19 protein-coding genes are annotated in these 23,590 nt (G+C 62.5%); 12 read left to right on the top strand and 7 right to left on the bottom strand.

Translation table 11 applies throughout. From position 1 onward, the window contains the following. Positions 1–148 precede the first annotated feature (148 nt). On the bottom strand, positions 149–457 hold the full coding sequence (locus NX775_RS11330; RefSeq protein ID WP_258836113.1) for a DUF8220 family protein: 309 nt from the start codon (positions 455–457) through the stop codon (positions 149–151). Positions 458–942: 485 nt separating this feature from the next. Between NX775_RS11330 and NX775_RS11325 the strand changes: the two genes are divergently transcribed. Next, positions 943–1,422 (top strand): nuclear transport factor 2 family protein, encoded by a 480-nt coding sequence (locus NX775_RS11325; RefSeq protein ID WP_258836112.1) that lies wholly within the window; start codon positions 943–945, stop codon positions 1,420–1,422. Positions 1,423–1,442: 20 nt separating this feature from the next. Then, entirely contained in the window at positions 1,443–2,978 is a 1,536-nt protein-coding gene (locus NX775_RS11320) for a dienelactone hydrolase family protein (protein ID WP_258836111.1), read from the top strand. A gap of 7 nt (positions 2,979–2,985) precedes the next feature. Here the strand turns inward: NX775_RS11320 and murJ are convergent, their stop codons facing one another. Beyond that, positions 2,986–4,536, bottom strand: a complete 1,551-nt coding sequence (murJ, locus tag NX775_RS11315) for a murein biosynthesis integral membrane protein MurJ (RefSeq protein ID WP_258836110.1) — start codon at positions 4,534–4,536, stop codon at positions 2,986–2,988. 209 nt (positions 4,537–4,745) lie between these two features. Here murJ and rpsT point away from each other — a divergent pair, with 209 nt between their 5' ends. Beyond that, entirely contained in the window at positions 4,746–5,012 is a 267-nt protein-coding gene (gene rpsT / locus NX775_RS11310) for a 30S ribosomal protein S20 (RefSeq protein ID WP_183550274.1), read from the top strand. 416 nt (positions 5,013–5,428) lie between these two features. Then, the gene (locus NX775_RS11305) at positions 5,429–7,660 is read left to right on the top strand and encodes an NADP-dependent isocitrate dehydrogenase (protein WP_258836109.1); all 2,232 of its coding nucleotides are present in this window, start codon (positions 5,429–5,431) and stop codon (positions 7,658–7,660) included. Positions 7,661–7,712: 52 nt separating this feature from the next. Here NX775_RS11305 and NX775_RS11300 read toward each other — a convergent pair whose 3' ends face one another. Next, positions 7,713–8,279 carry a pseudouridine synthase gene (locus tag NX775_RS11300; RefSeq protein WP_258836108.1) on the bottom strand — a complete coding sequence of 189 codons (567 nt, stop codon included), beginning with the start codon at positions 8,277–8,279 and terminating at the stop codon, positions 7,713–7,715. Between the two features lie 181 nt (positions 8,280–8,460). On the opposite strand from NX775_RS11300, the gene icd reads away from it, so the two are divergent. Next, positions 8,461–9,714, top strand: a complete 1,254-nt coding sequence (gene icd, locus NX775_RS11295) for an NADP-dependent isocitrate dehydrogenase (RefSeq protein WP_258836107.1) — start codon at positions 8,461–8,463, stop codon at positions 9,712–9,714. 84 nt (positions 9,715–9,798) lie between these two features. On the opposite strand, the gene NX775_RS11290 is transcribed toward icd, so the two are convergent. Then, positions 9,799–10,002 (bottom strand): cold-shock protein, encoded by a 204-nt coding sequence (locus tag NX775_RS11290; RefSeq protein WP_171084635.1) that lies wholly within the window; start codon positions 10,000–10,002, stop codon positions 9,799–9,801. A gap of 316 nt (positions 10,003–10,318) precedes the next feature. On the opposite strand from NX775_RS11290, the gene clpS reads away from it, so the two are divergent. The 3 genes from clpS (at position 10,319) to NX775_RS11275 (ending at position 14,679) form a co-directional block, all read left to right on the top strand. Next, positions 10,319–10,621 carry an ATP-dependent Clp protease adapter ClpS gene (gene clpS / locus NX775_RS11285; RefSeq protein ID WP_258836106.1) on the top strand — a complete coding sequence of 101 codons (303 nt, stop codon included), beginning with the start codon at positions 10,319–10,321 and terminating at the stop codon, positions 10,619–10,621. After that, positions 10,618–12,918, top strand: coding sequence for an ATP-dependent Clp protease ATP-binding subunit ClpA (gene clpA / locus NX775_RS11280; RefSeq protein ID WP_258836105.1), 2,301 nt, complete (start codon positions 10,618–10,620; stop codon positions 12,916–12,918). Before clpS ends, clpA begins: the two co-directional genes overlap by 4 nt. Positions 12,919–13,110: 192 nt before the next feature. Continuing rightward, positions 13,111–14,679: a methyl-accepting chemotaxis protein gene (locus NX775_RS11275; RefSeq protein WP_258836104.1), complete on the top strand. Its 1,569-nt coding sequence runs from the start codon at positions 13,111–13,113 to the stop codon at positions 14,677–14,679. 89 nt (positions 14,680–14,768) lie between these two features. On the opposite strand, the gene NX775_RS11270 is transcribed toward NX775_RS11275, so the two are convergent. The 3 genes from NX775_RS11270 to prpR form a co-directional block, all read right to left on the bottom strand. After that, entirely contained in the window at positions 14,769–15,968 is a 1,200-nt protein-coding gene (locus NX775_RS11270; protein ID WP_258836103.1) for a trans-sulfuration enzyme family protein, read from the bottom strand. After that, positions 15,965–17,344 (bottom strand): pyridoxal-phosphate dependent enzyme, encoded by a 1,380-nt coding sequence (locus tag NX775_RS11265; RefSeq protein WP_183550292.1) that lies wholly within the window; start codon positions 17,342–17,344, stop codon positions 15,965–15,967. Before NX775_RS11265 ends, NX775_RS11270 begins: the two co-directional genes overlap by 4 nt. Before the next feature lie 162 nt (positions 17,345–17,506). Next, on the bottom strand, positions 17,507–19,129 hold the full coding sequence (prpR, locus tag NX775_RS11260; RefSeq protein ID WP_258836102.1) for a propionate catabolism operon regulatory protein PrpR: 1,623 nt from the start codon (positions 19,127–19,129) through the stop codon (positions 17,507–17,509). A 175-nt stretch (positions 19,130–19,304) separates the two neighbouring features. On the opposite strand from prpR, the gene NX775_RS11255 reads away from it, so the two are divergent. From NX775_RS11255 to prpC, 4 genes are all read left to right on the top strand, one after another. Further along, a complete protein-coding gene (locus NX775_RS11255) occupies positions 19,305–19,613 on the top strand; it encodes a DUF485 domain-containing protein (RefSeq protein WP_258836101.1) in 309 nt (102 codons plus the stop codon). Next, positions 19,610–21,277 carry a cation acetate symporter gene (locus NX775_RS11250; RefSeq protein WP_258836100.1) on the top strand — a complete coding sequence of 556 codons (1,668 nt, stop codon included), beginning with the start codon at positions 19,610–19,612 and terminating at the stop codon, positions 21,275–21,277. Before NX775_RS11255 ends, NX775_RS11250 begins: the two co-directional genes overlap by 4 nt. A 247-nt stretch (positions 21,278–21,524) precedes the next feature. Next, on the top strand, positions 21,525–22,415 hold the full coding sequence (gene prpB / locus NX775_RS11245) for a methylisocitrate lyase (RefSeq protein WP_258836099.1): 891 nt from the start codon (positions 21,525–21,527) through the stop codon (positions 22,413–22,415). Between the two features lie 11 nt (positions 22,416–22,426). Further along, the gene (gene prpC, locus NX775_RS11240) at positions 22,427–23,587 is read left to right on the top strand and encodes a bifunctional 2-methylcitrate synthase/citrate synthase (protein WP_258836098.1); all 1,161 of its coding nucleotides are present in this window, start codon (positions 22,427–22,429) and stop codon (positions 23,585–23,587) included. Positions 23,588–23,590: the final 3 nt, after the last annotated feature.

The following is a 23,590-nucleotide window of genomic DNA, read 5'->3' as shown; positions in this document are numbered from 1 at the left end:
GGGTAATTGGCGCGTGGTGTGAGTATAGAAGAGCTTGAATGATTGTTATTGCCCAGTTCTTGCCGCTTGTGTTAGCTGAGACGCTTGCCGGATTGGAAAAGTCATTGAGGGTCTCGACTCGTATCTTTCAACACAATGCAGACCTTCTCTACCGCAATGTTGAGCCGTCTGGATTGACTGCCTGCTCATCGCGACGGGTAGGATAGTAGATCTTCTTGTGTTCGCACCCGTAGAAGAGGATGCCCTGAATGCCCATCGCTTCGCGCTTGGGTACACGGCGTTTCCAGATCGCGGTAAAAACTGCGTCCAAAGGTTGCGACGGATGATTTTGATAAACCTCATCGATAAAAGCGACGTCTGAGCCATTCGGGAAAATGAGAGAAAATTCCTCATCAGTCGCAGCGAAGATGTCATACACCGCGTTCTCAGCGCCATCAAAAACCTGAATATTCTTCACGCACCGTTCCTTTCTTCGTCCCGCTTCTGGTCGAATATCATCTGTCTAGTTTATCGTAGCAGGTTGCCAAGGTGTAAAATTTTTGTACTGTCACAAAGGGCCGGTTCCTACGCTGAGCGCACGGTAATGGGCTAGCAGGGACGGGGTCGGGTCTGACATTCGAACACGATCTCAGCAAAAATTCTATTTATGGATACCCTGGCGAGGGTACTAAGGAAGAGTCCGTGTCGGAATGTCAGACCTGACCCCGGCTACTCTGCTGTCCCCCAAGACAAGTCGCAGCAGCACCGGCAGAGTGCAGTTGCTGTAACAGACTTTATCGATTTGCAGTGAATGTGAAGAGTTGTGGCGAACTGTAGTGGCACGCCACAGTAACCCAGCAGTCATATGCATCCGTTTTCAATAGGCAACCATAACGCGGATTGCTATGATCGACCGTCACCCCGACGCCACTGCCGGCGTTGACCCACTTTACGAGGAGTCGCATGATCTATGTCCTGTCGCGCCGTTGCCGCAACACGTTATGCATTGCTGGCGCGCTTGCTTGCCTGTCGATCACGGTCGCCCACGCCGCCACACCCGAACAGTCGGTCAGCGAGCTGGTGCAGCGCTTTGCCACCGCGCAGGGCACGTTCGACCGCGCTACGCTGGAAGCGCTGACGGCAGAGAACTACATCGAGATTTCCCCAATCGGCGAGATCGACCCGCGTGCGAAGATGCTGTCGTTCTATGTCAAGCATGACGCCAAGCCGCTGCCGGCAATCACCGTCGACGAGATCACGCCGCGGGTGCTGGGCAATACCGCCATCGTGCTCGCGAAGGTGTCCTATGCCATGACCGCTGGCGGGCAAACCCGCACATCCGCGCTGCGCTCGAGCTTCGTAGCCCAGCAGCAGGACGGTGCCTGGAAGCTGGTCTCTGCGCAGTACACGCCGATCCGGCCGCCGGCCGCACCAGGCAAGTGAGCGGCCGAATGAAGCTACCAATGATCCTGCGTCCCGTCCTGATAGTCCTTTCCATCGCCGTCAGTGCCAGTGCCAGCGCAGGCGTGCCCGTGCCCGCCTCGCCGAACCTGATCCCTGAAGCCGGCCCGCATGCCGTCGGCCTGCGCGTCATCCAGCAATACGATTACAGCCGGTTGCTCGAGCCGTCGGTCGATGCATTCGGCAAGGCCGGCAATGCTGCGCCTGGCCGGCCAATCCAGATGCTTGTCTGGTATCCAGCCAGGCGTGGTGGCGGCGCGCCGATGCTGGCTGCAGATTATCAGCAGACCAGCCTGAATGATGTCGACTTCACCGCGCCGGCCGCCCAAGCAACCAGGCAGCGGGCAGGCTGGATGGCGGGACCGCAGAGCGCGCAGTACCGCGCGCCGACGCTGGCCGTGCGTGATGCGACCGCTGCCGCAGGCCGCTTTCCGGTGGTGATCTACGCGCCCAGCTTTGCCGCCCAAGCCCATGAAAACATCGACCTGTGCGAATACCTGGCCAGCCATGGTTATGTGGTGCTCGCCAGCCGCAGCCTGGGCGCGCGCTCGGTCATGATGACCGACGACGTCGAAGGCGTCGAGGCGCAGGCTGCCGATATCGCCTTCCTGACCAATTATGCGCAGACGCTGCCGCAGGCCGATATCGGCAACATCGCGGCGGCAGGTTTCAGCTGGGGCGGCATGGCCAATGTGTTTGCCGCGGCGCGTTCCAGCCGCATCAAGGCGCTGGTCAGCCTGGACGGCTCCATCCGGTATCACCCGAAGGTGTGGGGCGCCGCGGGTTATGTGCAGCCAGCGCGCACGGCGGTGCCGATGCTGTACTTGGGCGCGCGTGCGCCGTCCGCGGAAGTCATGGAGCGCAAGGACATGCTCGGCAAGAGTTACCTCAACACGATGACCTATTCCGACGTGTATGTCGCGACGCTGCCGCCGATGACGCATGCGGATTTCAGCGCGTGGCATGTGCGCTTTGCCGACGACGCTGCGTTTGGCGACTATGCGCGTGCCGATGTGCTGCAGGCGTACCGCAGCGGGGCACTGTATGTGCGCCGGTTCCTGGACGCGTATCTGAAGCGGGACACGGATGCCCTCGCATGGCTGAAGCAGTCGCCGGCGCGCCATGGTATCGGCCCGCAGGTGATGTCGATGGCGTTTTCGCCGGCCCGGGATGTGGTCCTTGGCGAAGGCGACTTCCTGCGTGCGTTCGCCAAGGCGGGCTTCCGGGATGCGAAGTCGATCCACGCCGGGATGGTGGCACGCTCGTCCGGCTTCAAACTCAGCCCTGTGAGCATGAATACGCTGGGCTACCAGCTGCTGCGCGCAAAGAACGCGCGCGGCGCGCTCGAGCTGTTCAAGCTGGCCACGTTCCTCGAACCGACGTACGCCAACGCGTTCGACAGTGAGGGCGAGGCATATGAAGCGCTCGGTGACACCAAGTCAGCCATTGCGGCCTACGAAAAAGCCGTCGCGGCCGATCCGAACCAGCGCAACGCTGTAGCGCGGATCGCAGCGCTGCGCCGGGGCAGCGCAGACTGAGGGGCGTTCAGGCCGCGCGGCGCCGGAAGTCGCGCGGCCTGAATCCCAGCAGCGCGAGCATCGCAAAGTAGGTCACGGCGCTGGCCACGATGATGCCAAGCAGCGCACCGATGCGCAGGCCGGGCGTGGCTTTCATCGCCGCCCAGTCGAACTGCGCCTGGCCGAACCAGGCCACGGCGCCCATCGCCGCCACGCCGATCGCGAGCTTCAGGAAGAACTTGCCCCAGCCCGGCTGCGGCGTGTAGATGCCGCGTTTGCGCAGACCAATGTACAGGCAGGTCGCATTGATGCAGGCGCCCAGGCCAATCGACAGGGCCAGGCCCGCCACGCCCATCAGCGGCACGAAGATCAGGTTCATCAGCTGCGTGGCAACCAGCACGGCAACGGCGATGCGCACCGGCGTCTTGACGTCCTGGCGGGCGTAGAACGCCGGCGCCAGGATCTTGACGAGGATGATGCCGAGCAGACCGGCGCTGTAGGCCATCAGCGGCAGCGATGAATTGACCAGGGCCGCATCGTCGAATTTACCGTAGTGGAAGAGGGTGGCGATCATCGGCACCGCCAGCGTTGCCATGCCCACCGCCGCTGGCAGCGCGAGCAGGAAGGTCAGGCGCAGGCCCCAGTTCAGCAGCGCCGCGTATTCCGCGGTGTCGCCTTCGCTATTGGCTTTCGACAGCGACGGCAGCAGGATCGTGCCCAGGGCCACGCCCAGCATCGCAGTTGGAAATTCCATCAGGCGATCGGCATATTGCAGGGCCGAGACGGCGCCGGCAGCGAGGCTGGCGGCGATGCCGGTATTGATCAACAGGCTGATCTGCGCTGCGGACACGGCGAACACGGCCGGGCCCATTTTCTTGAGCATGCGGCGCACGCCGGCGTCGCGCAGGCCCGTCAACGGATTGAACGAGATGCGCGGCAGCATGCCAATTTTTACGAGCGATGGAATCTGGATCGCCACCTGCAGCAGGCCGCCGACGCAGACCGCAATCGCCATCGCATAGATCGGCTGCTCGAGGTAATTGACCAGCACGAGCGAAGCGAAGATGAACGACAGGTTCAGCAGCACCGGCGTGAACGCGGGGATCTTGAACTGGCGCCAGGTATTCAGGATGCCGCCGGCCAGTGCGACGAACGACATGCAGGCGATGTACGGGAACATCATCTGCGTCATGATGACCGACGCGTTGTAGGCGCCGGGCGTTTCGCGCAGATCGCCCGCCAGGACCATGATCAGGAGCGGGGCGCCGATGATGCCCACGATGCTGGTGAGCACCGTGGCCCACAGCAGTGATGTGGCAACATGGTCGACGAGGGTCTTGGTGGCCACGTCGCCATGCTGCGTCTTGTATTCGGACAGGATCGGCACGAAGGCTTGCGAGAACGCCCCTTCGGCAAACAGGCGCCGCAGCAGGTTGGGCAGGCGGAACGCGATGATGAAGGCATCGGTATACGCCGAGGCGCCGAAAGCGCGTGCAAACAGGCTTTCACGCAAGAGGCCGGTGACGCGCGAAAGCATCGTCATGCTGGAGATGGCGGCGAGGGTTCTGAGCAGGTTCATGGCGCGAGATTATACTGGTGCAACTCGACCGGTACAGACATCTGGCCGACAATCTTTGAATTTTGAATTGCCCAGACATGAAAGCTTCGCTATAATCATGGGCTGTACTGAATTCTGTTAGCAGACACTAATCGTTGGGCAGGCTCCTGCGCCGGTTTAACAGTCGCTAATGTTTGCAAACGCAACTTGACCCCGATTTAGGAAATTCCATGGCAAATACCGCACAAGCGCGCAAGCGCGCTCGTCAAGCAGTTAAGCAAAACGCGCACAATTCGTCGCAGCGTTCGACCCTGCGCACCGCAATCAAGGCAGCTCGCAAAGCCATCCAGGCTGGCGACAAAGAAGCCGCGACCCTGATCTTCCAGCAGTCCGTGTCGAAAATCGACAGCATCGCTGACAAGAAAATCATCCACAAGAACAAAGCAGCGCGCCACAAGAGCCGCCTGGCTGCAGCCCTGAAAGCACTGTCGGCGTAAAGCCCGCGTGCGTGCGGCCTTCGGGCCGCGCAGGCAAGTTCTGTGCAGTGGAAAGACCCGCCCGACTTCGGTCCTGGCGGGTTTTTTTGCTTGGCGCTTCCATTTTTCCATCCGGAATGCATGGCAGGGTTGTCGATAACGTAAAAACTGGTGTCCGCCGCAAAGGTGGGGCATAATATGGCGCGTCTTATGTCTTATAGAAGACTGGTGTCAAACATGGGTTGTGCGGCCTTGCACGAAGCGGCTGCGTCAACCGGTGAACATGGACGCCCGTGTGCGCTGGCCCTCCCGTCACTGACGGGGGTAGAATGTCCGGCATCGGCGCCCAGTGCCCGCGGCTCATCCAGTGATGGGCTGTGGCCAATTGTCAGTTTTTACTACGCGCGACGTTGTCGCGATTACCGAGGAAAATGTGCATGAGCAGTGATCAGACCATCATCTACACCCTGACCGACGAGGCGCCGCTGCTGGCGACCCACGCCTTCCTGCCTGTGGTCAGCACCTTCACGAAGCCGGCCGGCATCACCGTTACTGCCAGCGACATCTCGGTCGCGGCCCGTATCCTGGCGGCATTCCCGGAAAACCTGACCCCGGAGCAGCGCGTGCCGGATTCGCTGGTCGAGCTGGGCAAGAAGACGCTCGAGGCGAGCGCCAACATCATCAAGCTGCCGAACATCAGCGCCTCGGTCAGCCAGCTGACCACCGCGATCAAGGAACTGCAGGACAAGGGCTACAACATCCCTGACTACCCGTCGGATCCAAAGACCGACGAAGAAAAAACCATCAAGGCCAAGTACGGCAAGTGCATCGGCTCGGCAGTGAACCCGGTCCTGCGCGAAGGTAACTCCGACCGCCGCGCCCCGCGCGCCGTCAAGGAATACGCGCGCAAGAACCCGCACTCGATGGCCCCATGGTCGCAAGCATCGCGCACCCACGTGGCGCACATGACCGAAGGCGACTTCTACCACGGCGAAAAGTCGATGACGGTCGAGGCTGCGCGCGACGTCAAGATGGAACTGGTCACCAAGAGCGGCCAGACCATTGTGCTCAAGCCAAAGGTCTCGCTGCTGGCCGGTGAAATCATCGATTCGATGTTCATGAGCCGCAAGTCGCTGCTGGCCTTCTACGAAGCCCAGATCGAAGACGCGCACGCCACCGGCATGCTGTTCTCGCTGCACGTCAAGGCAACGATGATGAAGGTGTCGCACCCGATCGTCTTCGGTCACTGCGTGCGCATGTTCTACAAGGAGGCGTTCGCCAAGCACGGCGCGCTGTTCGAGAGCCTGGGCATCAACGTCAACAACGGCATGGCCGATCTGTACAACAAGATCGCCGACCTGCCATCGTCGCAGCGCGAAGAAATCATCCGCGACCTGCACGCCTGCCAGGAACACCGTCCTGAACTGGCCATGGTCGATTCGGCCAAGGGCATCACCAACTTCCATTCGCCGAACGACGTCATCGTCGACGCGTCGATGCCAGCGATGATCCGCGCCGGCGGCAAGATGTACGGCGCCGATGGCCGCCTGAAAGAAGTCAAGGCTGTCATCCCGGAGAGCACGTTCGCGCGCATCTACCAGGAAATTATCAACTTCTGCAAATGGCACGGCGCCTTCGATCCGAAGACGATGGGTACTGTCCCGAACGTTGGCCTGATGGCCCAGCAAGCCGAAGAATATGGCTCGCACGACAAGACCTTCGAGATCCAGGAAGACGGCGTGGCCAATATCACCGACCTCGCCACCGGCGAAGTCCTGATGAGCCAGAACGTGGAGCAGGGCGATATCTGGCGCATGTGTCAGGTCAAGGATGCACCGATCCGCGACTGGGTCAAGCTGGCCGTGACGCGCGCGCGCAACTCGGGCATGCCGACCGTGTTCTGGCTCGACCCGTATCGTCCGCACGAAAATGAACTGATCAAGAAGGTCAAGGTCTACCTGAAGGATCACGACACGAACGGCCTGGATATCCAGATCATGTCGCAAGTGCGCGCGATGCGCTTCACGCTCGAGCGCGTCTGGCGCGGCCTGGACACCATCTCGGTGACCGGCAACATCCTGCGCGACTACCTGACCGACCTGTTCCCGATCATGGAACTGGGCACGTCGGCCAAGATGCTGTCGATCGTCCCGCTGATGGCCGGTGGCGGCATGTACGAAACCGGCGCTGGCGGTTCGGCGCCGAAACACGTGCAGCAGCTGGTCGAAGAAAATCACCTGCGCTGGGACTCGCTGGGCGAGTTCCTCGCGCTGGCGGTGTCGCTGGAAGACCTGGGCCTGAAAACCGGCAACCACAAGGCCAAGATTCTGGCCCGCACGCTGGACGCTGCCACCGGCAAGCTGCTGGACAACCGCAAGTCGCCATCGCCAAAGACCGGCGAGCTCGACAACCGCGGCAGCCAGTTCTACCTGTCGCTGTTCTGGGCGCAGGAGCTGGCTGCGCAGACCGACGACGCCGCACTGGCCGCCACGTTCGCGCCGCTGGCCAAGAAGCTGGCCGACGACGAAGCGACCATCGTCGCCGAGCTGCTGGCCGTACAGGGCAAGCCGGTCGATATCGGTGGTTACTACAAGCTGGATGAAGCCAAGGTGACGGCCGCGATGCGTCCGAGCGCCACCTTCAATGCAGCGATCGATTCGTTCGCCTGAACTGAACGGCTGCTGTAACTGAAACCCGCCGACCGCAAGGTCGGCGGGTTTTTTATTTGCCCGCGTGGCGCGAATAGGCCGGCACGTCGATGAATTCGCCCGGCAGCAACGGATGCGTGCTCAGGGAAAACGGACCGATACTGCTGCGCACCAGGCGCAGCGTCGGCAAGCCCACGGCCGCCGTCATCCGGCGCACCTGGCGGTTCTTGCCTTCTTCGAGCGTGATGGCCAGCCAGCTGGTCGGCTTGTCCTGGCGCGCGCGGATCGGTGGATTGCGCGGCCACAGCCACTCGGGCTCGGCGATGCGCGCGGCGCGGCATGGCTTGGTGACGAAGTCGCCCAGGTCCAGCGGCGCCTGCAGGCGCGCCATGGCGGCGGCATCGGGCACGCCATCGACCTGCACCAGGTAGGTCTTGGCTTCCTTGTGATCCGGATGGGCGATCTTGTGCTGGAGCTGGCCGTCGTCAGTCAGCAGCATCAGGCCTTCGCTGTCGGCGTCGAGCCGGCCGGCGGGGTAGATGCCCGGAATCTTGAGATAGTCAGCAAGGCATTCGCGGCCTTCCTGGGGCGAGAACTGGCACAGGACCTGGAACGGTTTATTGAAAAGGATCAGGGACATGGAGGTGCAGAGAAACGAATGAAAGGGCGGCCAGCCGGTAGCGTGGCAATATGGCAAAATACTGGGGCATAATGAAGAGCAGCCCTCGGCTGACGCTGGCAACGGCGACATTGTAAGCGAGTTAGTAACGTCGTTCGTCACGTCGTTCTCACCGCCTTTCGCCACCCACCTGGAGAACTTGATGTACCAGCATATCACCGTCCCGCCTGCGGGCCAGAAGATCACCGTCAACGCCGATTTCAGCCTGAACGTGCCGGCCACGCCGATCATTCCGTATATCGAGGGTGACGGCACGGGCGCGGACATCACGCCGGTGATGAAAAAGGTGGTCGATGCGGCCGTGCACAAGGCCTATGGCGGTGAACGCAGCATTGCCTGGATGGAGATCTTTGCCGGCGAAAAGGCGACCAAACGCTACGGCGCCGATGTCTGGCTGCCGGCCGAAGCACTGGATGTGCTGAAGGAGTACGTCGTCTCGATCAAGGGTCCGCTGACCACGCCCGTCGGCGGCGGCATCCGCTCGCTGAATGTCGCGCTGCGCCAGGAGCTTGACCTGTACGTCTGCCTGCGCCCGGTGCGCTATTTTACCGGCGTGCCCTCGCCACTAAAGCAGCCGGAAAAGACCGACATGGTCATCTTCCGTGAAAATTCCGAGGACATCTACGCCGGCATCGAATGGGAGGCCGGTTCGGAAGGTGCGCAAAAGCTGATCGCATTTTTGAAGGCCGAGCTGGGCGTGTCGAAGATCCGTTTCCCGGCCACGTCGGCCCTGGGGCTGAAGCCCGTCTCGATCGAGGGCACTGAACGCCTCGTGCGCAAGGCAATCCAGTACGCGATCGACCACGACAAGCCATCGGTGACCCTGGTCCACAAGGGCAATATCATGAAGTACACCGAAGGGGGCTTCCGCGATTGGGGTTACGCGCTGGCGCAGAAGGAATTCGGCGCCGAGCTGTTCGACGGCGGCCCATGGTGCAAGCTCAAGAACCCGAAGACCGGGCGCGACATCATGATCAAGGATTCGATCGCCGATGCCTTCCTGCAGCAGATCCTGCTGCGTCCCGCCGAGTACAGCGTGATCGCCACGCTGAACCTGAATGGCGATTACATTTCCGATGCACTGGCGGCCCAGGTCGGCGGCATCGGCATCGCGCCGGGCGCGAACATGTCCGATTCCGTCGCGATGTTCGAAGCGACGCATGGCACGGCGCCAAAGTATGCCGGCAAGGATTACGTGAATCCAGGCTCGCTGATCCTGTCAGCCGAAATGATGCTGCGCCACATGGGCTGGAGCGAGGCGGCCGACCTGATCATCGCGGCGATGGGCAAGGCAATTGTGTCGAAAAAAGTGACGTACGATTTCGCGCGCCTGATGGAAGGGGCCACGCAGGTGTCGTGCTCGGGCTTTGGCGAAGTGCTGATCGAACAGATGTGACGTGCAGCCCGTCGTTGCTGGTACGGCGGGCGAAAAAAAGCCCCACTGCGAGAGTGGGGCTTTTCACTTCCGGTAGGGGAATGATTAGTTACCCTGGATGTTGGAAGCTTGCTTGCCTTTAGGGCCTTGCGTGACTTCGAATTGGACTTTTTGACCTTCTTTGAGGGTCTTAAAACCGTTCATGTTGATTGCGGAGAAGTGTGCGAACAGATCCTCGCCGCCGTCATCAGGCGTGATGAAGCCAAAGCCTTTGGAATCATTGAACCACTTAACAGTACCAGTTGCCATAAAAGAACTTTCAAATTTAACAAATCACACGAGCCACAAAAGCAAGAAACCTCTTGCCCTCCTCAGCCTGCTCACTTCTTATCAACGAGTACATAAGTACAAAGTTGATGACTGCATTGTTGGTGGAATAATCACGTAAGTCAAGGGGTTTGGGGCGCGGGTTGTCAAATTTTTCATCGAATTCCTGTGCGTCGGACTTGATTTCGGCAATCGAAACGCCATCTGCGCAGTTATCCGAAAAAGCGTAAGATGGAAATATCAGAAAACGAGCTGATATTTACGCTCGGCACTAACCTCGGAAGTATTAGAATACCCCATGGCAACGAAGCACGATACTGAACAACTGCTAGAGCGGCAGACCGTCAAACCGCCTCCGCTATTCCAGGTGGCGCTACTGAACGATGATTACACGCCGATGGAATTTGTCGTGGCCGTGATCCAGGAGTATTTCAACAAGGATCGGGAAACGGCCACGCAGATCATGCTGTCGGTGCACCAGAATGGTAAAGGGGTGTGCGGCGTGTTTTCCAAAGATATAGCGTGTACCAAAGTGGAGTTTGTCTTAACGCATGCACGCAAGGCAGGGCATCCCCTGCAGTGCGTGATGGAGGAAGTATGATTGCGCAGGAACTTGAAGTATCCCTACACATGGCCTTTGTCGAGGCACGCCAGGCACGCCACGAGTTCATCACCGTGGAACACCTGCTATTGGCATTGCTCGATAATCCTTCGGCCGCCGAAGTCCTGCGTGCATGCGCGGTCAATATTGAAGACCTGCGCAAGACCCTGACGAATTTCATCGGCGACAACACCCCGACCGTGCCTGGCACGGGCGAGGTGGACACCCAGCCGACGCTTGGTTTCCAGCGCGTGATCCAGCGCGCGATCATGCACGTGCAGTCGGCGTCCAATGGCAAGAAGGAAGTCACCGGCGCCAACGTGCTGGTGGCGATCTTTGGCGAAAAAGACTCGCACGCGGTGTACTACCTGCACCAGCAGGGCGTGACCCGTCTCGACGTGGTCAATTTCATTTCGCACGGCGTGCGCAAGGACCAGCAGGTCGACACGTCCAAGGCGCCGGAAGGCGTCGAGGAAGCGCAGGTCGAAGGCCAGGCGAAAGAAAGCCCGCTGGACCAGTTCACGCAGAACCTGAACAAGGCTGCAGCCGATGGCAAGATCGATCCGCTGATTGGGCGCGAAGAAGAAGTCGACCGCGTCATCCAGATCCTGTGCCGTCGCCGCAAGAACAATCCGCTGCTGGTGGGCGAGGCGGGCGTGGGTAAAACCGCGATCGCCGAAGGCCTGGCATGGCGCATCGTCCAGGAAGACGTGCCTGAAATCCTGCAGAACGCTGTCGTGTTCTCGCTGGACATGGGCGCGCTGCTGGCCGGCACCAAGTACCGCGGTGATTTCGAGCAGCGCCTGAAGGCCGTGCTCAAGCAGATCAAGGACACGCCGAACGGCATCCTGTTCATCGACGAGATCCACACGATCATCGGCGCCGGTTCGGCCTCGGGCGGTACGCTCGACGCATCGAACCTGCTCAAGCCTGCATTGGCCAATGGCCAGCTCAAGTGCATTGGTGCGACCACGTTCACCGAGTACCGCGGCGTGTTCGAAAAAGACCACGCGCTGTCGCGCCGGTTCCAGAAGGTCGACGTCAATGAGCCGACCGTCGAGCAGACCATCGCGATTCTGCGTGGCCTGAAATCGCGCTTCGAAGAGCACCACGGCGTGAAGTACTCGGCTTCGGCCCTGACCACCGCCGCCGAGCTGGCTGCGCGCTTCATTAATGACCGTCACCTGCCTGACAAGGCCATCGACGTGATCGACGAAGCCGGCGCTGCACAGCGCGTGTTGCCGAAGTCGAAGCAGAAGAAAACGATCGGCAAGACCGAGATCGAGGACATCATTGCCAAGATCGCGCGTATCCCGCCGCAGTCGGTCAATCAGGACGACCGCAGCAAGCTGCAGACGATCGACCGCGATCTGCGCAACGTCGTGTTCGGGCAAGACCCGGCGATCGAGGCGCTGTCGGCCGCGATCAAGATGGCGCGTGCTGGCCTGGGCAAGACGGACAAGCCAATCGGCTCGTTCCTGTTCTCGGGTCCGACCGGTGTCGGCAAGACCGAGGTCGCCAAGCAGCTCGCCTTCATCCTGGGCATCGAGCTGGTGCGCTTCGACATGTCCGAGTACATGGAGCGGCATGCTGTTTCGCGTCTGATCGGCGCGCCACCGGGCTACGTTGGTTTCGACCAGGGCGGCCTGCTGACCGAAGCGATCACCAAGAAGCCGCACACCGTGCTGCTGCTGGACGAGATTGAAAAAGCCCACCCGGACATTTTCAACATCCTGCTGCAGGTGATGGACCATGGTACGCTGACCGACAACAACGGTCGCAAGGCCGACTTCCGCAACGTGATCATCGTCATGACCACGAACGCGGGCGCCGAAAGCCTGACCAAGCGCTCGGTGGGCTTCGTCAACTCGCGTGAAGCGGGCGACGAAATGGGCGACATCAAGCGCATGTTCACGCCGGAGTTCCGTAACCGTCTGGATGCGATCATCAGCTTCCGCGCGCTGGACGAAGACATCATCCTGCGCGTCGTCGACAAGTTCCTGATGCAGCTCGAAGAGCAGCTGCACGAGAAAAAAGTCGAAGCCATCTTCACCGAGAAGCTGCGCAAGTTCCTCGGCCAGAAAGGGTTCGATCCGTCGATGGGTGCACGACCAATGTCGCGTCTGATCCAGGACATGATTCGCAAGGCCCTGGCCGACGAACTGCTGTTTGGTCGCCTGACCAACGGTGGCCGCGTGACGGTCGACCTGAACGAAAAGGACGAGGTTGTCCTCGAATTCCCCGAGGGCGATGTCAGCCCGCCACCGGCCCCGGCCGAGACGGTTGAAATCGAGTAAGCAGGTTCGCTCCCGCAAAAGCCCGCGCACGCAAGTGCCGCGGGCTTTTTTTATGCCGAGCGGAACCCACACGTAACGTTGATTGCGCATTCCTTCAATGCAATCACAGTTACCTAGGCGTCATTTCACATGTCTGTCATCGTTGCTTCCTACACTGTGCGTACACGCTGTTTCACTCTCACGAAGATCCCAATGCGACTCGCACCGCGCAACACGTTTACCAAGCTCATCGGCGCCTTTGGCATCCTGTCCCTCGTCATCGTCCTCATCGCCGCCGTTGCCGTCTGGCGCATGCACGCGGCCGACGTCATCACGTCGAACCTGGTCGACGACAAGCTGGCCAAGCAGCAGCTGACGTCCGAACTGCTGGGCATCGCGCGCCTGAACGGCTCGCGCGCCGTCTCGATCGCGCGCAGCGACAGCCTGGAACTGGGCGATTACTTCGGCGCGCAACTGGCCGAGGGCCGCAAGCTCGCCAGCGACATCGAGGCAAAACTGGGCAAACTGCCGGCCACGCCCCAGGAGCTTACGCTGATCGAAGGCGCCAGTGCGAACAAGGCGGCGCTGGCCGCGATCCAGGCCGACCTGTTCAAGGCCAAGGATCTGGGCCAGACGGGCTTGGTCGAAGACATCCTCACCAAGCGCTGGGAGCCGGCCTATCGCGCCGAAGTCGCCGCGCTCGAGGGCCTGCTGACCCACGAGAGCACTGAAGCGCACCGCCTGGCCGACGCGTCGGCAGCGGAATCGAGCTTCAGCAAGACGCTGCTGCTGGCCCTGGGTGGCGCGGCGCTGGCCGTGGCCGGTGGCCTGGCATGGCTCCTGACCCGCAACCTGGTGGGCCCGCTCAGGCAAGCGGCGACGCTGGCCGAGCAGGTGGCCCATGGCGACCTGCGCCCGACCATCAGCCACACCCGCACGGACGAAATCGGCCGCCTGTTCGATGCTCTCAATGGCATGACGCACGGCGTGTCGGGTACCGTGGCGCAAGTGCTGCAAGGGGCGCAGGCAATCGACGCCGCCTCAGGCGAAATCGCCGAAGGCAACCAGGACCTGTCGATCCGTACGGAGCGCCAGGCCGAATCGCTGCGCGAGACGGTGACGGCGATGGATGAACTGTCGGGCGCCATCGCCAGCAACAACGCCAACGCGCAGCAGGCCAATGCGCTGGCCCAGACGGCGTCCGGCGTGGCCGCCGAGGGCGCGCAGGCCGTGGGTCAGCTGGTCGTGCGCATGGGGGCGATCAAGGCGTCGGCTGCGCGTATCGTGGACATCACCGGCATGATCGACAGCATCGCCTTCCAAACGAATATCCTGGCTCTGAACGCCGCGGTGGAAGCGGCGCGTGCCGGCAGCGAGGGGCGCGGCTTTGCCGTGGTAGCAGCCGAAGTGCGCAATCTGGCGCAGCACTCGGCTGGCGCGGCGAAAGAAATCAAGAAGCTGATCGGCGAGTCGTCACGCGAGATCGAGGCCGGTACCGGCATCGCCGAAGCAGCCGGCTCAACAATGCGCACCATGCTGCAGCACGTGCATGACGTGGCAGGCATCCTGGGCGAAATCCACACCGCCAGCGCCGGTCAGGCCAACGGCGTGTCGCAAGTGAGCCGCGCCATTGCCGAGATGGACCTCTCGACCCAGCAGAATGCGGCGATGGTGGAAGAGGCGGCAGCCGCAGCCGCCTCGATGCGCCAGCAGGCCGCGGAACTATCGGCGCTGGTGGCGACGTTCAAGTTACGTGCCCAAGGGCCATTGTTATTAGCGTAGGGTGGATGCGGCCGGCGAGGCGGCTGCGCCGTCCACGCGGTGATGGTTGGCGGCACGGTCATCCGGGATGATGACGGCAATTCACATAATCAAATCGCCGCCAGCGCCCGCCGCAAATCCTCGCGCTGATCATCAATATGCTCGATCCCGACCGACAACCGGATCAGCCCATCGCCAATCCCCAGCTCGGCACGCCGCTCCGGCGGAATACTCGCATGCGTCATCAGCGCCGGATGCTCGATCAGGCTTTCCACCCCGCCCAGGCTTTCAGCCAGCGTGAACACTTCGCACGCTTCGAGAAAACGGCGCGCACCGTCAATGTCCGTGTCCAGATCGATCGAGACAATGCCGCCGAAACCGCCATGCATCTGGTTGCGCGCCAGTGCATGCTGCGGATGCGATTCCAGCCCCGGATAGTGCACCTTGCGGACCTGCGGCTGCTGCTCGAGCCAGTTCGCCAGCAATAGCGCGTTGCCGCTGCTGCGCTCCACGCGCAGGGCCAGGGTCTTGATCCCGCGGAGCACGAGGAAGCTGTCGAACGGCCCCTGGATCGCGCCCACCGAGTTCTGGATGAAGCCGAGTTTTTCGGCCAGGCCGGTCTGGTGGTCGTTGGCGCCGACGATCGCCACGCCGCCGATCACGTCCGAGTGGCCGTTGATGTACTTGGTGGTCGAGTGCACGACGATGTCGAACCCGTGTTCGAGCGGGCGCTGGATGATCGGGCTGGCGAACGTGTTGTCGCATACGCACAGGATGCCGCGCGCATGGCACAGGCTCGCAATGGCGGTCAGGTCGGCCAGCTTGAGCATCGGGTTGGTGGGCGTCTCGACCCACACCATGCGAGTGGCCGGCGTGATGGCGGCGGCCAGCGCATCCGGGTCGGACAAATCGACGTAGCTGAACGTGTGCCCGGCGCTGTCACGGCGCACGCGCTCGAACAGGCGGTAGGTGCCGCCGTACATGTCGTCACCGGCCACGACGTGGGAGCCGCTCGGGAGCAGTTCCAGGACGGCGGCAATCGCCGCCAGGCCCGACGCAAACGCGAAGGCGGCGCGACCGCCCTCGATGTCGGCCAGCGAGCGTTCGAGCGCAAAGCGCGTCGGGTTGTGCGAGCGCCCGTAATCGAAGCCCTGGTGCACGCCCGGGCTTTCCTGACGATAGGTCGAGGTGGCGAAGATCGGCGGCATCACGGCGCCGGTCGCGGGTTCGGGCGACTGGCCGCCGTGGATGACGCGGGTGGCCAGGTGGCGTTTGAATTCGATGGTATGTTTGGTGTCCGGATGGGTCACGAGAGTGTCCTTCGCAGGTGATTGAGCAGGTCGTAGCGCGTGATCAGGCCAAAGAACTGCGGCCCGTCGGCGATCACGGCAGTAAGGCCCCGGTTAAGGATGTCGCGCAGTTGCGCCATGCTCGCGCCAGGGGGCAGGGTTTGCAGGTCGGCTGTCATCGTGGACGACACCGGCGCGCTGAAATGGTCGTTCGATTGCGTCACTTTCAGCAGCAGATCGGATTCATCGATCAGGCCCGCCAGGCGTCCTTCAGCGTCCATCACGGGCAGTTGCTGCAGGTCGCTCGAGCGCATGCGGTTGAAGGCAGTGAGCAGCGTGTCCGACGGCGCCAGCGTGATGACTTCGCCGGCATCGTGACGGCGGCCGATCAGGTCGCGCAGGTCGCCTGTTTTCGGGCGCGTGATCAGGCCCTGGTCGACCATCCAGCCATCGCTGTACACCTTGCTGAGATAGCGCGTCCCCGTGTCGCAGACAAACGTGACGACGCGCTTGGGGCGCGTCTGCGCGCGGCAGTATTTGAGCGCTGCCGCCAGTAGCGTGCCGGTGGACGAGCCGCCCAGGATGCCTTCCTGCTGCAGCAGCAGGCGCGCCGTGGCGAAGCTTTCTTCGTCGGTGATCGTGTAGGCCTTCTTGACGCGGGTGAGGTCGGCAATGCCGGGAATGAAGTCTTCGCCGATGCCTTCCACGGCCCACGAGCCGGCTTGCTGCGAGACGTGGCCGGTCTCGACGTATTCGGCCAGGATCGAGCCCTTCGGATCCGCCAGGATGAATTCGAGCTGGGGCGCGGCTTTCTTGAAGTAGCGCGACAGGCCGGTCAACGTGCCGGACGAACCGACCCCGAGGACGATCGCGTCCAGCTTGTGCTTGGCCTGGTCCCAGATCTCGGGGCCCGTTGTGGTTTCGTGGGCGCGCGGATTGGCTGGGTTGTTGAACTGGTCGGCGAACCAGGCGCCGGGAATCTGCTTGGCCAGCCGCGCGGCGAGATCCTGGTAGTACTCCGGGTGGCCCTTGCCGACGTCGGAGCGGGTCAGGTGGATTTCGGCGCCGAGCGCCTTGAGGTGCAGGATTTTCTCGGGCGCCATCTTGTCGGGCACGACGAGTACGACGCGGTAGCCCTTGATCCGTGCCACCAGCGCCAGGCCCAGGCCCGTGTTGCCGGCAGTGGCTTCGACGACGGTGCCGCCGGGATTGAGCAGGCCGTCATGCTCGGCCTGTTCGATCATCGTCTTGCCGATGCGGTCCTTGATGGAGCCGCCCGGGTTTTGCGATTCAAGCTTCAGGAACAGCTGGCAGGGCCCCGTATCGATGCGGGTCACTTCCACCATCGGGGTATCGCCAATCAGGGAAAACAAAGCCGCTTGCGACGCATGTTGCATAGTTGCCTCCGTTGGGGTCGGACTGCGGCGCCGCGGATAGGGGCGCCGCGGCCGGTATGCTGAGGGACTGGCGCGGATCGGCGCCAGGCCATATCAAAGAATCATGATACGAGTTTTCGGTGGACGTTGCTTTGGAGCGTCTTAAGGGGTAAAGATTAGAGCTCAGCCTTCCGCCTTCAGCCGCCGCCACAGCGTCGTGCGGCTGATCCCAAGATGATCGGCCGCCAGGTCGCGCTGCCCGCCAAAGCGCGCCAGCACCGCAGCGGCCGATTCCCGGGTTGGGCCCGCCGCGGCATCAGCCGGGGCAGCACCACGCGCCAGCTCCGGCGCCACCGACAGCATGAAGCCCGGCGTCAGCGCCTGCAGCGGCTCGGCCGCCAAAAACAGCGCCAGGCGCTCGGCCAGGTTGCGCAGCTCGCGCACGTTACCGGGCCAGGCGTAGCCGGTGAGCAGCGGCGTACACGCTTTCAGTTCGGCCAGCAGGTTCGGATGCGGACGTGCATCGAGCGCGGCTAGCGCACCCTTGAGCGACCATTCGAGCAGCGGCGCGATGTCCTGTACCCGTGCCCGCAGCGGCGGCAGGGCAAGGCGCAGTACGGCCAGGCGATAGAACAGGTCGGCCCGGAAGCGCCCGTCGCGCACGCGCGCCTCCAGGTCGCAGTGGGTGGCGCTGATCACGCGCACGTCGATCGGCACCGGCCGCGTGCCGCCCACGCGCATCACTTCACGCTCCTCGAGCACGCGAAGTAGGCGTGTTTGCAGGCCCAGGGGCATTTCGCCGATCTCGTCGAGCAACAGCGTGCCGCCATTGGCCGCTTCGAACAGGCCCGCGTGGCCACCGCGGCGCGCGCCGGTGAACGCGCCGTCTTCATGGCCGAACAATTCAGATTCAAGCAGCGACTCGGCAATCGCGCCGCAATTGACTGCGACGAACGGGCGGTTCGCGTCCCTGCGTGGGCTCTCGCGGTGGATTGCCTGCGCCACGAGTTCCTTGCCGCTGCCGGTTTCGCCTTCGATCAGCACGGTGCTGGGCGAGCGCGCGTACAGGACGACGGTCTGGCGCAGCTGCTGCATCGCGGGCGAGTCGCCGCGCAGGTCGTTCAGGCCGCGCCGCAGTCGTTGCTTGCCGGGCGGCGTGCTGCCGATTCGGGTTCGGCCACGGCTGCGGTCGACCTCGAGCCGGGTCAGGCGCGCCAGTTCGAGTGCATCGTCGAACGCTTGCCGGATCGACGCCGCCGAATACAGGAACACGGCGCGCAGGCCGGCTTCTTCGGCCAGGTCGGTCACCGAGCCGGCGCCGACGATGACGGCCACGCCCAGCGCCTTGAGTTCGTCGACGGCGGCGCGCGCATCTTCCTGCGTCACATAGCTGCGCTGGACCAGGTCCAGGCCAAAGCCGGCCGCGAACTCGGCCAGCTCCGGGAGCAGGGCGCCATAACTGACGACGCCAATCGCGCCAGGGACATTCCCGGCGAGCTTGCGCGCACGCGTGAGCGCCTGCAGCACGTCGAAGCCACTGGCCCGGGCGGCGACCACGGGCACCGACACGCGGCTCTTGAGCCAGGCCGCGTTCGAGCCAGCGGCGATCACGACGTCGCAGTGTTCCGTTGCGAGCCGCTCGCGGATATGTGTTGCCGCCTCGTCGAACCCGATGTGCAGAGGCTCGATCGACGCCAGGTGATCGTATTCGACGGTGATGTCACGGAACAGGTCGGACAGGCGCGAGACCGACACCGTCCAGATGATGGGCTTGTCGCTGGCAGGAGAAGAGCTTGGGTAATCCATGTTTCAAGTGTAGTGCAAATGATGGCCGTTGTTTCAGCCTGAAACATCGAATCGGCGAACGACCGGTCGAAATTAGGCACCCGGCGTAAGAATCCGGTAAGGGCATGCCCGTAGGATGGGTCGCAGCCAAAAAGGCAGCCGAACCACGGCACTAACAAAAGAATCAGGAGACAAAGTGGATCAAGATATCGTAGACCGGGTCAAGAATGACCCCAATTACCAGAAGCTCAAACGCATCCGTTCCCGCTTCGGCTGGACGCTGACCTGGGCCATGATGATCGTGTACTACGGCTTCACGCTGCTGGTCGCGTTCAACAAGGAGTTCATGGGCACCCCGATCGGCAACAGTGTCATTACCTGGGGCATTCCCCTTGGCCTGTTCGTCATCCTGTTTACCGTTCTGATTACCGGCATCTATGTGCGCCGTGCCAACCGCGAATACGACGAGTTGAGCGACGCCATCCGTGCAAAGGTGGGCGCATGATGGCCGGCGCCCGCACCTCCTCATTGCTGGCATTCGTGCTGTTGGCCGCCTCCGGGATTGCTTACGCCGCGCCCGACATGGGCCAGGCCGTTCGCCAGCCGACCAACTGGACCGCGATCAGCATGTTCGCGCTGTTCGTCGTCGGCACGCTGTTCATCACCAAGTGGGCCGCCGCCAAGACCCGTTCAGCGTCCGACTTCTATACCGCCGGCGGTGGTATCACCGGCTTCCAGAACGGCCTGGCGATCGCGGGCGACTTCATGTCGGCGGCGTCGTTCCTCGGTATCTCGGCCGCCGTGTTCCTCGACGGTTACGATGGCCTGATCTACGCCATCGGCTTCCTGGTCGGCTGGCCTGTCATCACGTTCCTGATGGCCGAGCGCCTGCGTAACCTGGGCCGCTTCACGTTTGCCGACGTGGCCTCGTACCGCTTCGCGCAAAAGCCGATCCGCGTGTTTGCGGCGTCCGGCACCCTGGTCGTCGTCGCGTTCTACCTGATCGCGCAGATGGTCGGCGCGGGTCAGCTGATCAAGCTGCTGTTCGGTCTGGAATACTGGATCGCCGTCGTGCTGGTCGGTATCCTGATGATGGTCTACGTGCTGTTCGGCGGCATGACGGCCACCACCTGGGTTCAGATCATCAAGGCTGTGCTGCTGCTGTCGGGCGCGTCGTTCATGGCGTTCTCGGTGCTGGCGCAGTACAACTTCAGCCCGGCCAAGCTGTTCCAGACCGCGACCGAAGTGCACGCCAAGGGCACCGCCATCATGGGTCCGGGCACCTTCATCAAGGATCCGATCTCGGCCATCTCGTTCGGCATGGCGCTGATGTTCGGTACCGCCGGCCTGCCGCACATCCTGATGCGCTTCTTCACCGTTCCGAGCGCAAAAGAAGCGCGCAAGTCGGTGCTGTGGGCAACCACCTGGATCGGCTATTTCTACATCCTGACCTTCATCATCGGCTTCGGCGCGATCGTGCTGGTAGGTACCAACCCGGCATTCAAGGATGCAGCCGGTGCTCTGCTGGGCGGTAACAATATGGCGGCGGTCCACCTGGCCAAGGCCGTGGGCGGCGACGTGTTCCTGGGCTTCATCTCGGCAGTGGCGTTCGCGACCATCCTGGCTGTGGTGGCGGGTCTGACGCTATCGGGCGCTTCGGCCGTGTCGCACGATCTGTATGCGACCGTGTTCAAAAAGGGTAATGCCACCAGCGAAAACGAGCTGCGCGTGTCGAAGATCACCACCATCGGCCTGGGTATCGTGGCCGTGGTGCTGGGTATCGCTTTTGAGAAGCAGAACGTCGCCTTCATGGTGTCGCTGGCCTTCGCGATTGCGGCATCGGCCAACTTCCCGGTGCTGTTCATGTCGGTGCTGTGGAAGGATTGCACCACCCGCGGCGCGACGATCGGGGGCTTTTTGGGTCTGGCCACGGCAGTGGGCCTGACGATCGTGTCGAAATCGGTGTGGGTCGATGTGCTGCACCATCCGGCCGCGATCTTCCCGTACGCCTCGCCAGCGATCTTCTCGATGGCAGTGGGCTTCATCGGTATCTGGCTGTTCTCGATCACCGACAAGGGTCCTCGTGCCCGGATCGACCGTGCAGGCTTCGAAGCGCAGCAAGTGCGCGCCGAGACGGGTATCGGCGCATCGGGTGCGTCGGGTCACTAAGACCGACTCAGCCACTCAAAATCAACCGGGTGCGCGCCGCAAGGCGCCACCCGGTTTTTTTGCGCCTGCATGTTTCATGTTTCAGGTGGGTGTTTCAGTGTGAAACAAGGGCGCGCGAATTCAGGGAGGATTTGGGTAGAATAAGCACGCAAGTGCTTGAAATGGCGGGACATGGCGGATCAACCAACGCTGGCACGGTGCTTGCAATGAAGACCATAACTTCTTCACCGTGATGACAAGGACTAGCATGAGCAAACTTTCCGCAGGCTCCGCCTTCCGCCAGGCGATCCTCGATGAATCCCCGCTGCAAGTCGTGGGCGCGATCAACGCCAACCACGCATTGCTGGCCAAGCGCGCCGGCTTCAAGGCCATCTACCTGTCCGGTGGCGGCGTCGCTGCCGGTTCCCTCGGCCTGCCTGACCTGGGCATTTCGAATCTCGACGACGTGCTGGTCGATGTGCGCCGCATCACCGACGTCTGCGACCTGCCGCTGCTGGTCGACGTCGACACCGGCTTTGGCGCCTCGGCCTTCAATGTCGCGCGCACCGTGCGTTCGCTCAGCAAAGCCGGCGCGGCTGCCTGCCACATCGAAGACCAGGTCGGCGCCAAGCGCTGCGGCCACCGGCCGGGCAAGGAAATCGTCAGCAAGGAAGAAATGGTCGACCGCATCCGCGCCGCCGCCGATGCCCGCCTGGATGACGATTTCGTGATCATGGCGCGCACCGATGCGCTGGCCGTCGAAGGCCTGGACGCAGCGATCGAGCGCGCCGTGGCCTGCGTCGAAGCGGGCGCCGACATGATCTTCCCGGAAGCGATGACGACGCTCGACATGTACAAGCGCTTCGCCGATGCAGTGAAGGTGCCGGTGCTGGCCAATATCACCGAGTTCGGCGCCACGCCGCTGTTTACCGTCGACGAACTGGCTGGCGCTGGCGTGGGCCTGGTGCTGTATCCGTTGTCGGCGTTTCGCGCGATGAACAAGGCCGCCGAAAACGTCTACACCGCGATCCGCCGCGACGGCACGCAGCAGAACGTGCTCGACACCATGCAGACGCGCGCCGAACTGTATGACCGCATCGATTACCACAGCTACGAGCAAAAGCTCGACGCGCTGTTTGCCCAGAACAAAGTCAAGTAAGGAGACATCACATGACTATGCAGAACCAGGAAAACCCGACCTTCAAGCCGAAGAAATCCGTCGCCCTGTCCGGCGTCGCCGCTGGTAACACCGCACTGTGCTCGGTGGGCAAATCGGGCAACGATCTGCATTACCGCGGCTACGACATCCTCGACATCGCGACCACCAGCGAATTCGAGGAAATCGCCTACCTGCTGGTGCACGGCAAGCTGCCGAACGACGGCGAACTGCGCGGCTACAAGGCCAAGCTGCGCTCGCTGCGCGGCCTGCCGCAGGCGCTGAAAAGCGCGCTCGAATCCTTGCCGGCCAACGCCCATCCGATGGACGTGATGCGCACGGGCGTGTCGGTCCTGGGCTGCACGCTGCCCGAAAAGGACGATCACCACATCACCGGCGCGCGCGATATCGCCGACCGCCTGATGGCGTCGTTCGGCTCGATGCTGCTGTACTGGTACCACTTCAGCCACAGCGGCAAACGCATCGACGTGAACACCGACGACGATTCGATCGGCGGCCACTTCCTGCACCTGCTGCACGGCTTCGCGCCAAAAGAGTCGTGGGTACGCGCGATGCACACGTCGCTGATCCTGTACGCCGAACACGAATTCAATGCCTCGACCTTCACCGCCCGTGTGATCGCCGGCACCGGCTCGGACATCCACTCGGCCATCACGGGCGCGATCGGCGCACTGCGCGGCCCGAAGCACGGCGGCGCCAACGAAGTCGCGCACGATATCCAGAAACGCTACGACAACCCGGACGAAGCCGAAGCCGACATCCGCAACCGCGTGGCCAACAAGGAAGTCGTGATCGGCTTCGGCCATCCGGTCTACACGATCTCGGACCCGCGCAACAAGGTGATCAAGGAAGTGGCGCGCACCTTGTCGGAAGAGGGCGGCTCGATGAAGATGTTCGACATCGCCGAGCGTCTCGAGACCGTGATGTGGGACGTGAAAAAGATGTTCCCGAACCTGGACTGGTTCTCGGCCGTGTCGTACCACATGATGGGCGTGCCGACGGCGATGTTCACGCCGCTGTTCGTCATCGCGCGCACGTCCGGCTGGGCGGCGCACGTCATCGAGCAGCGCATCGACAACAAGATCATCCGCCCGAGCGCCAACTACGTGGGGCCGGAGGATCTGCAGTTCGTGCCGCTGGCAGAGCGCAAGTAACGC

This window comes from Massilia aurea, assembly GCF_024753205.1.
GTDB lineage: Bacteria > Pseudomonadota > Gammaproteobacteria > Burkholderiales > Burkholderiaceae_D > Telluria > Telluria aurea.
Note: the sequence above shows the minus strand (reverse complement) of the source record. Positions and strands in the feature narration are given on the sequence as shown.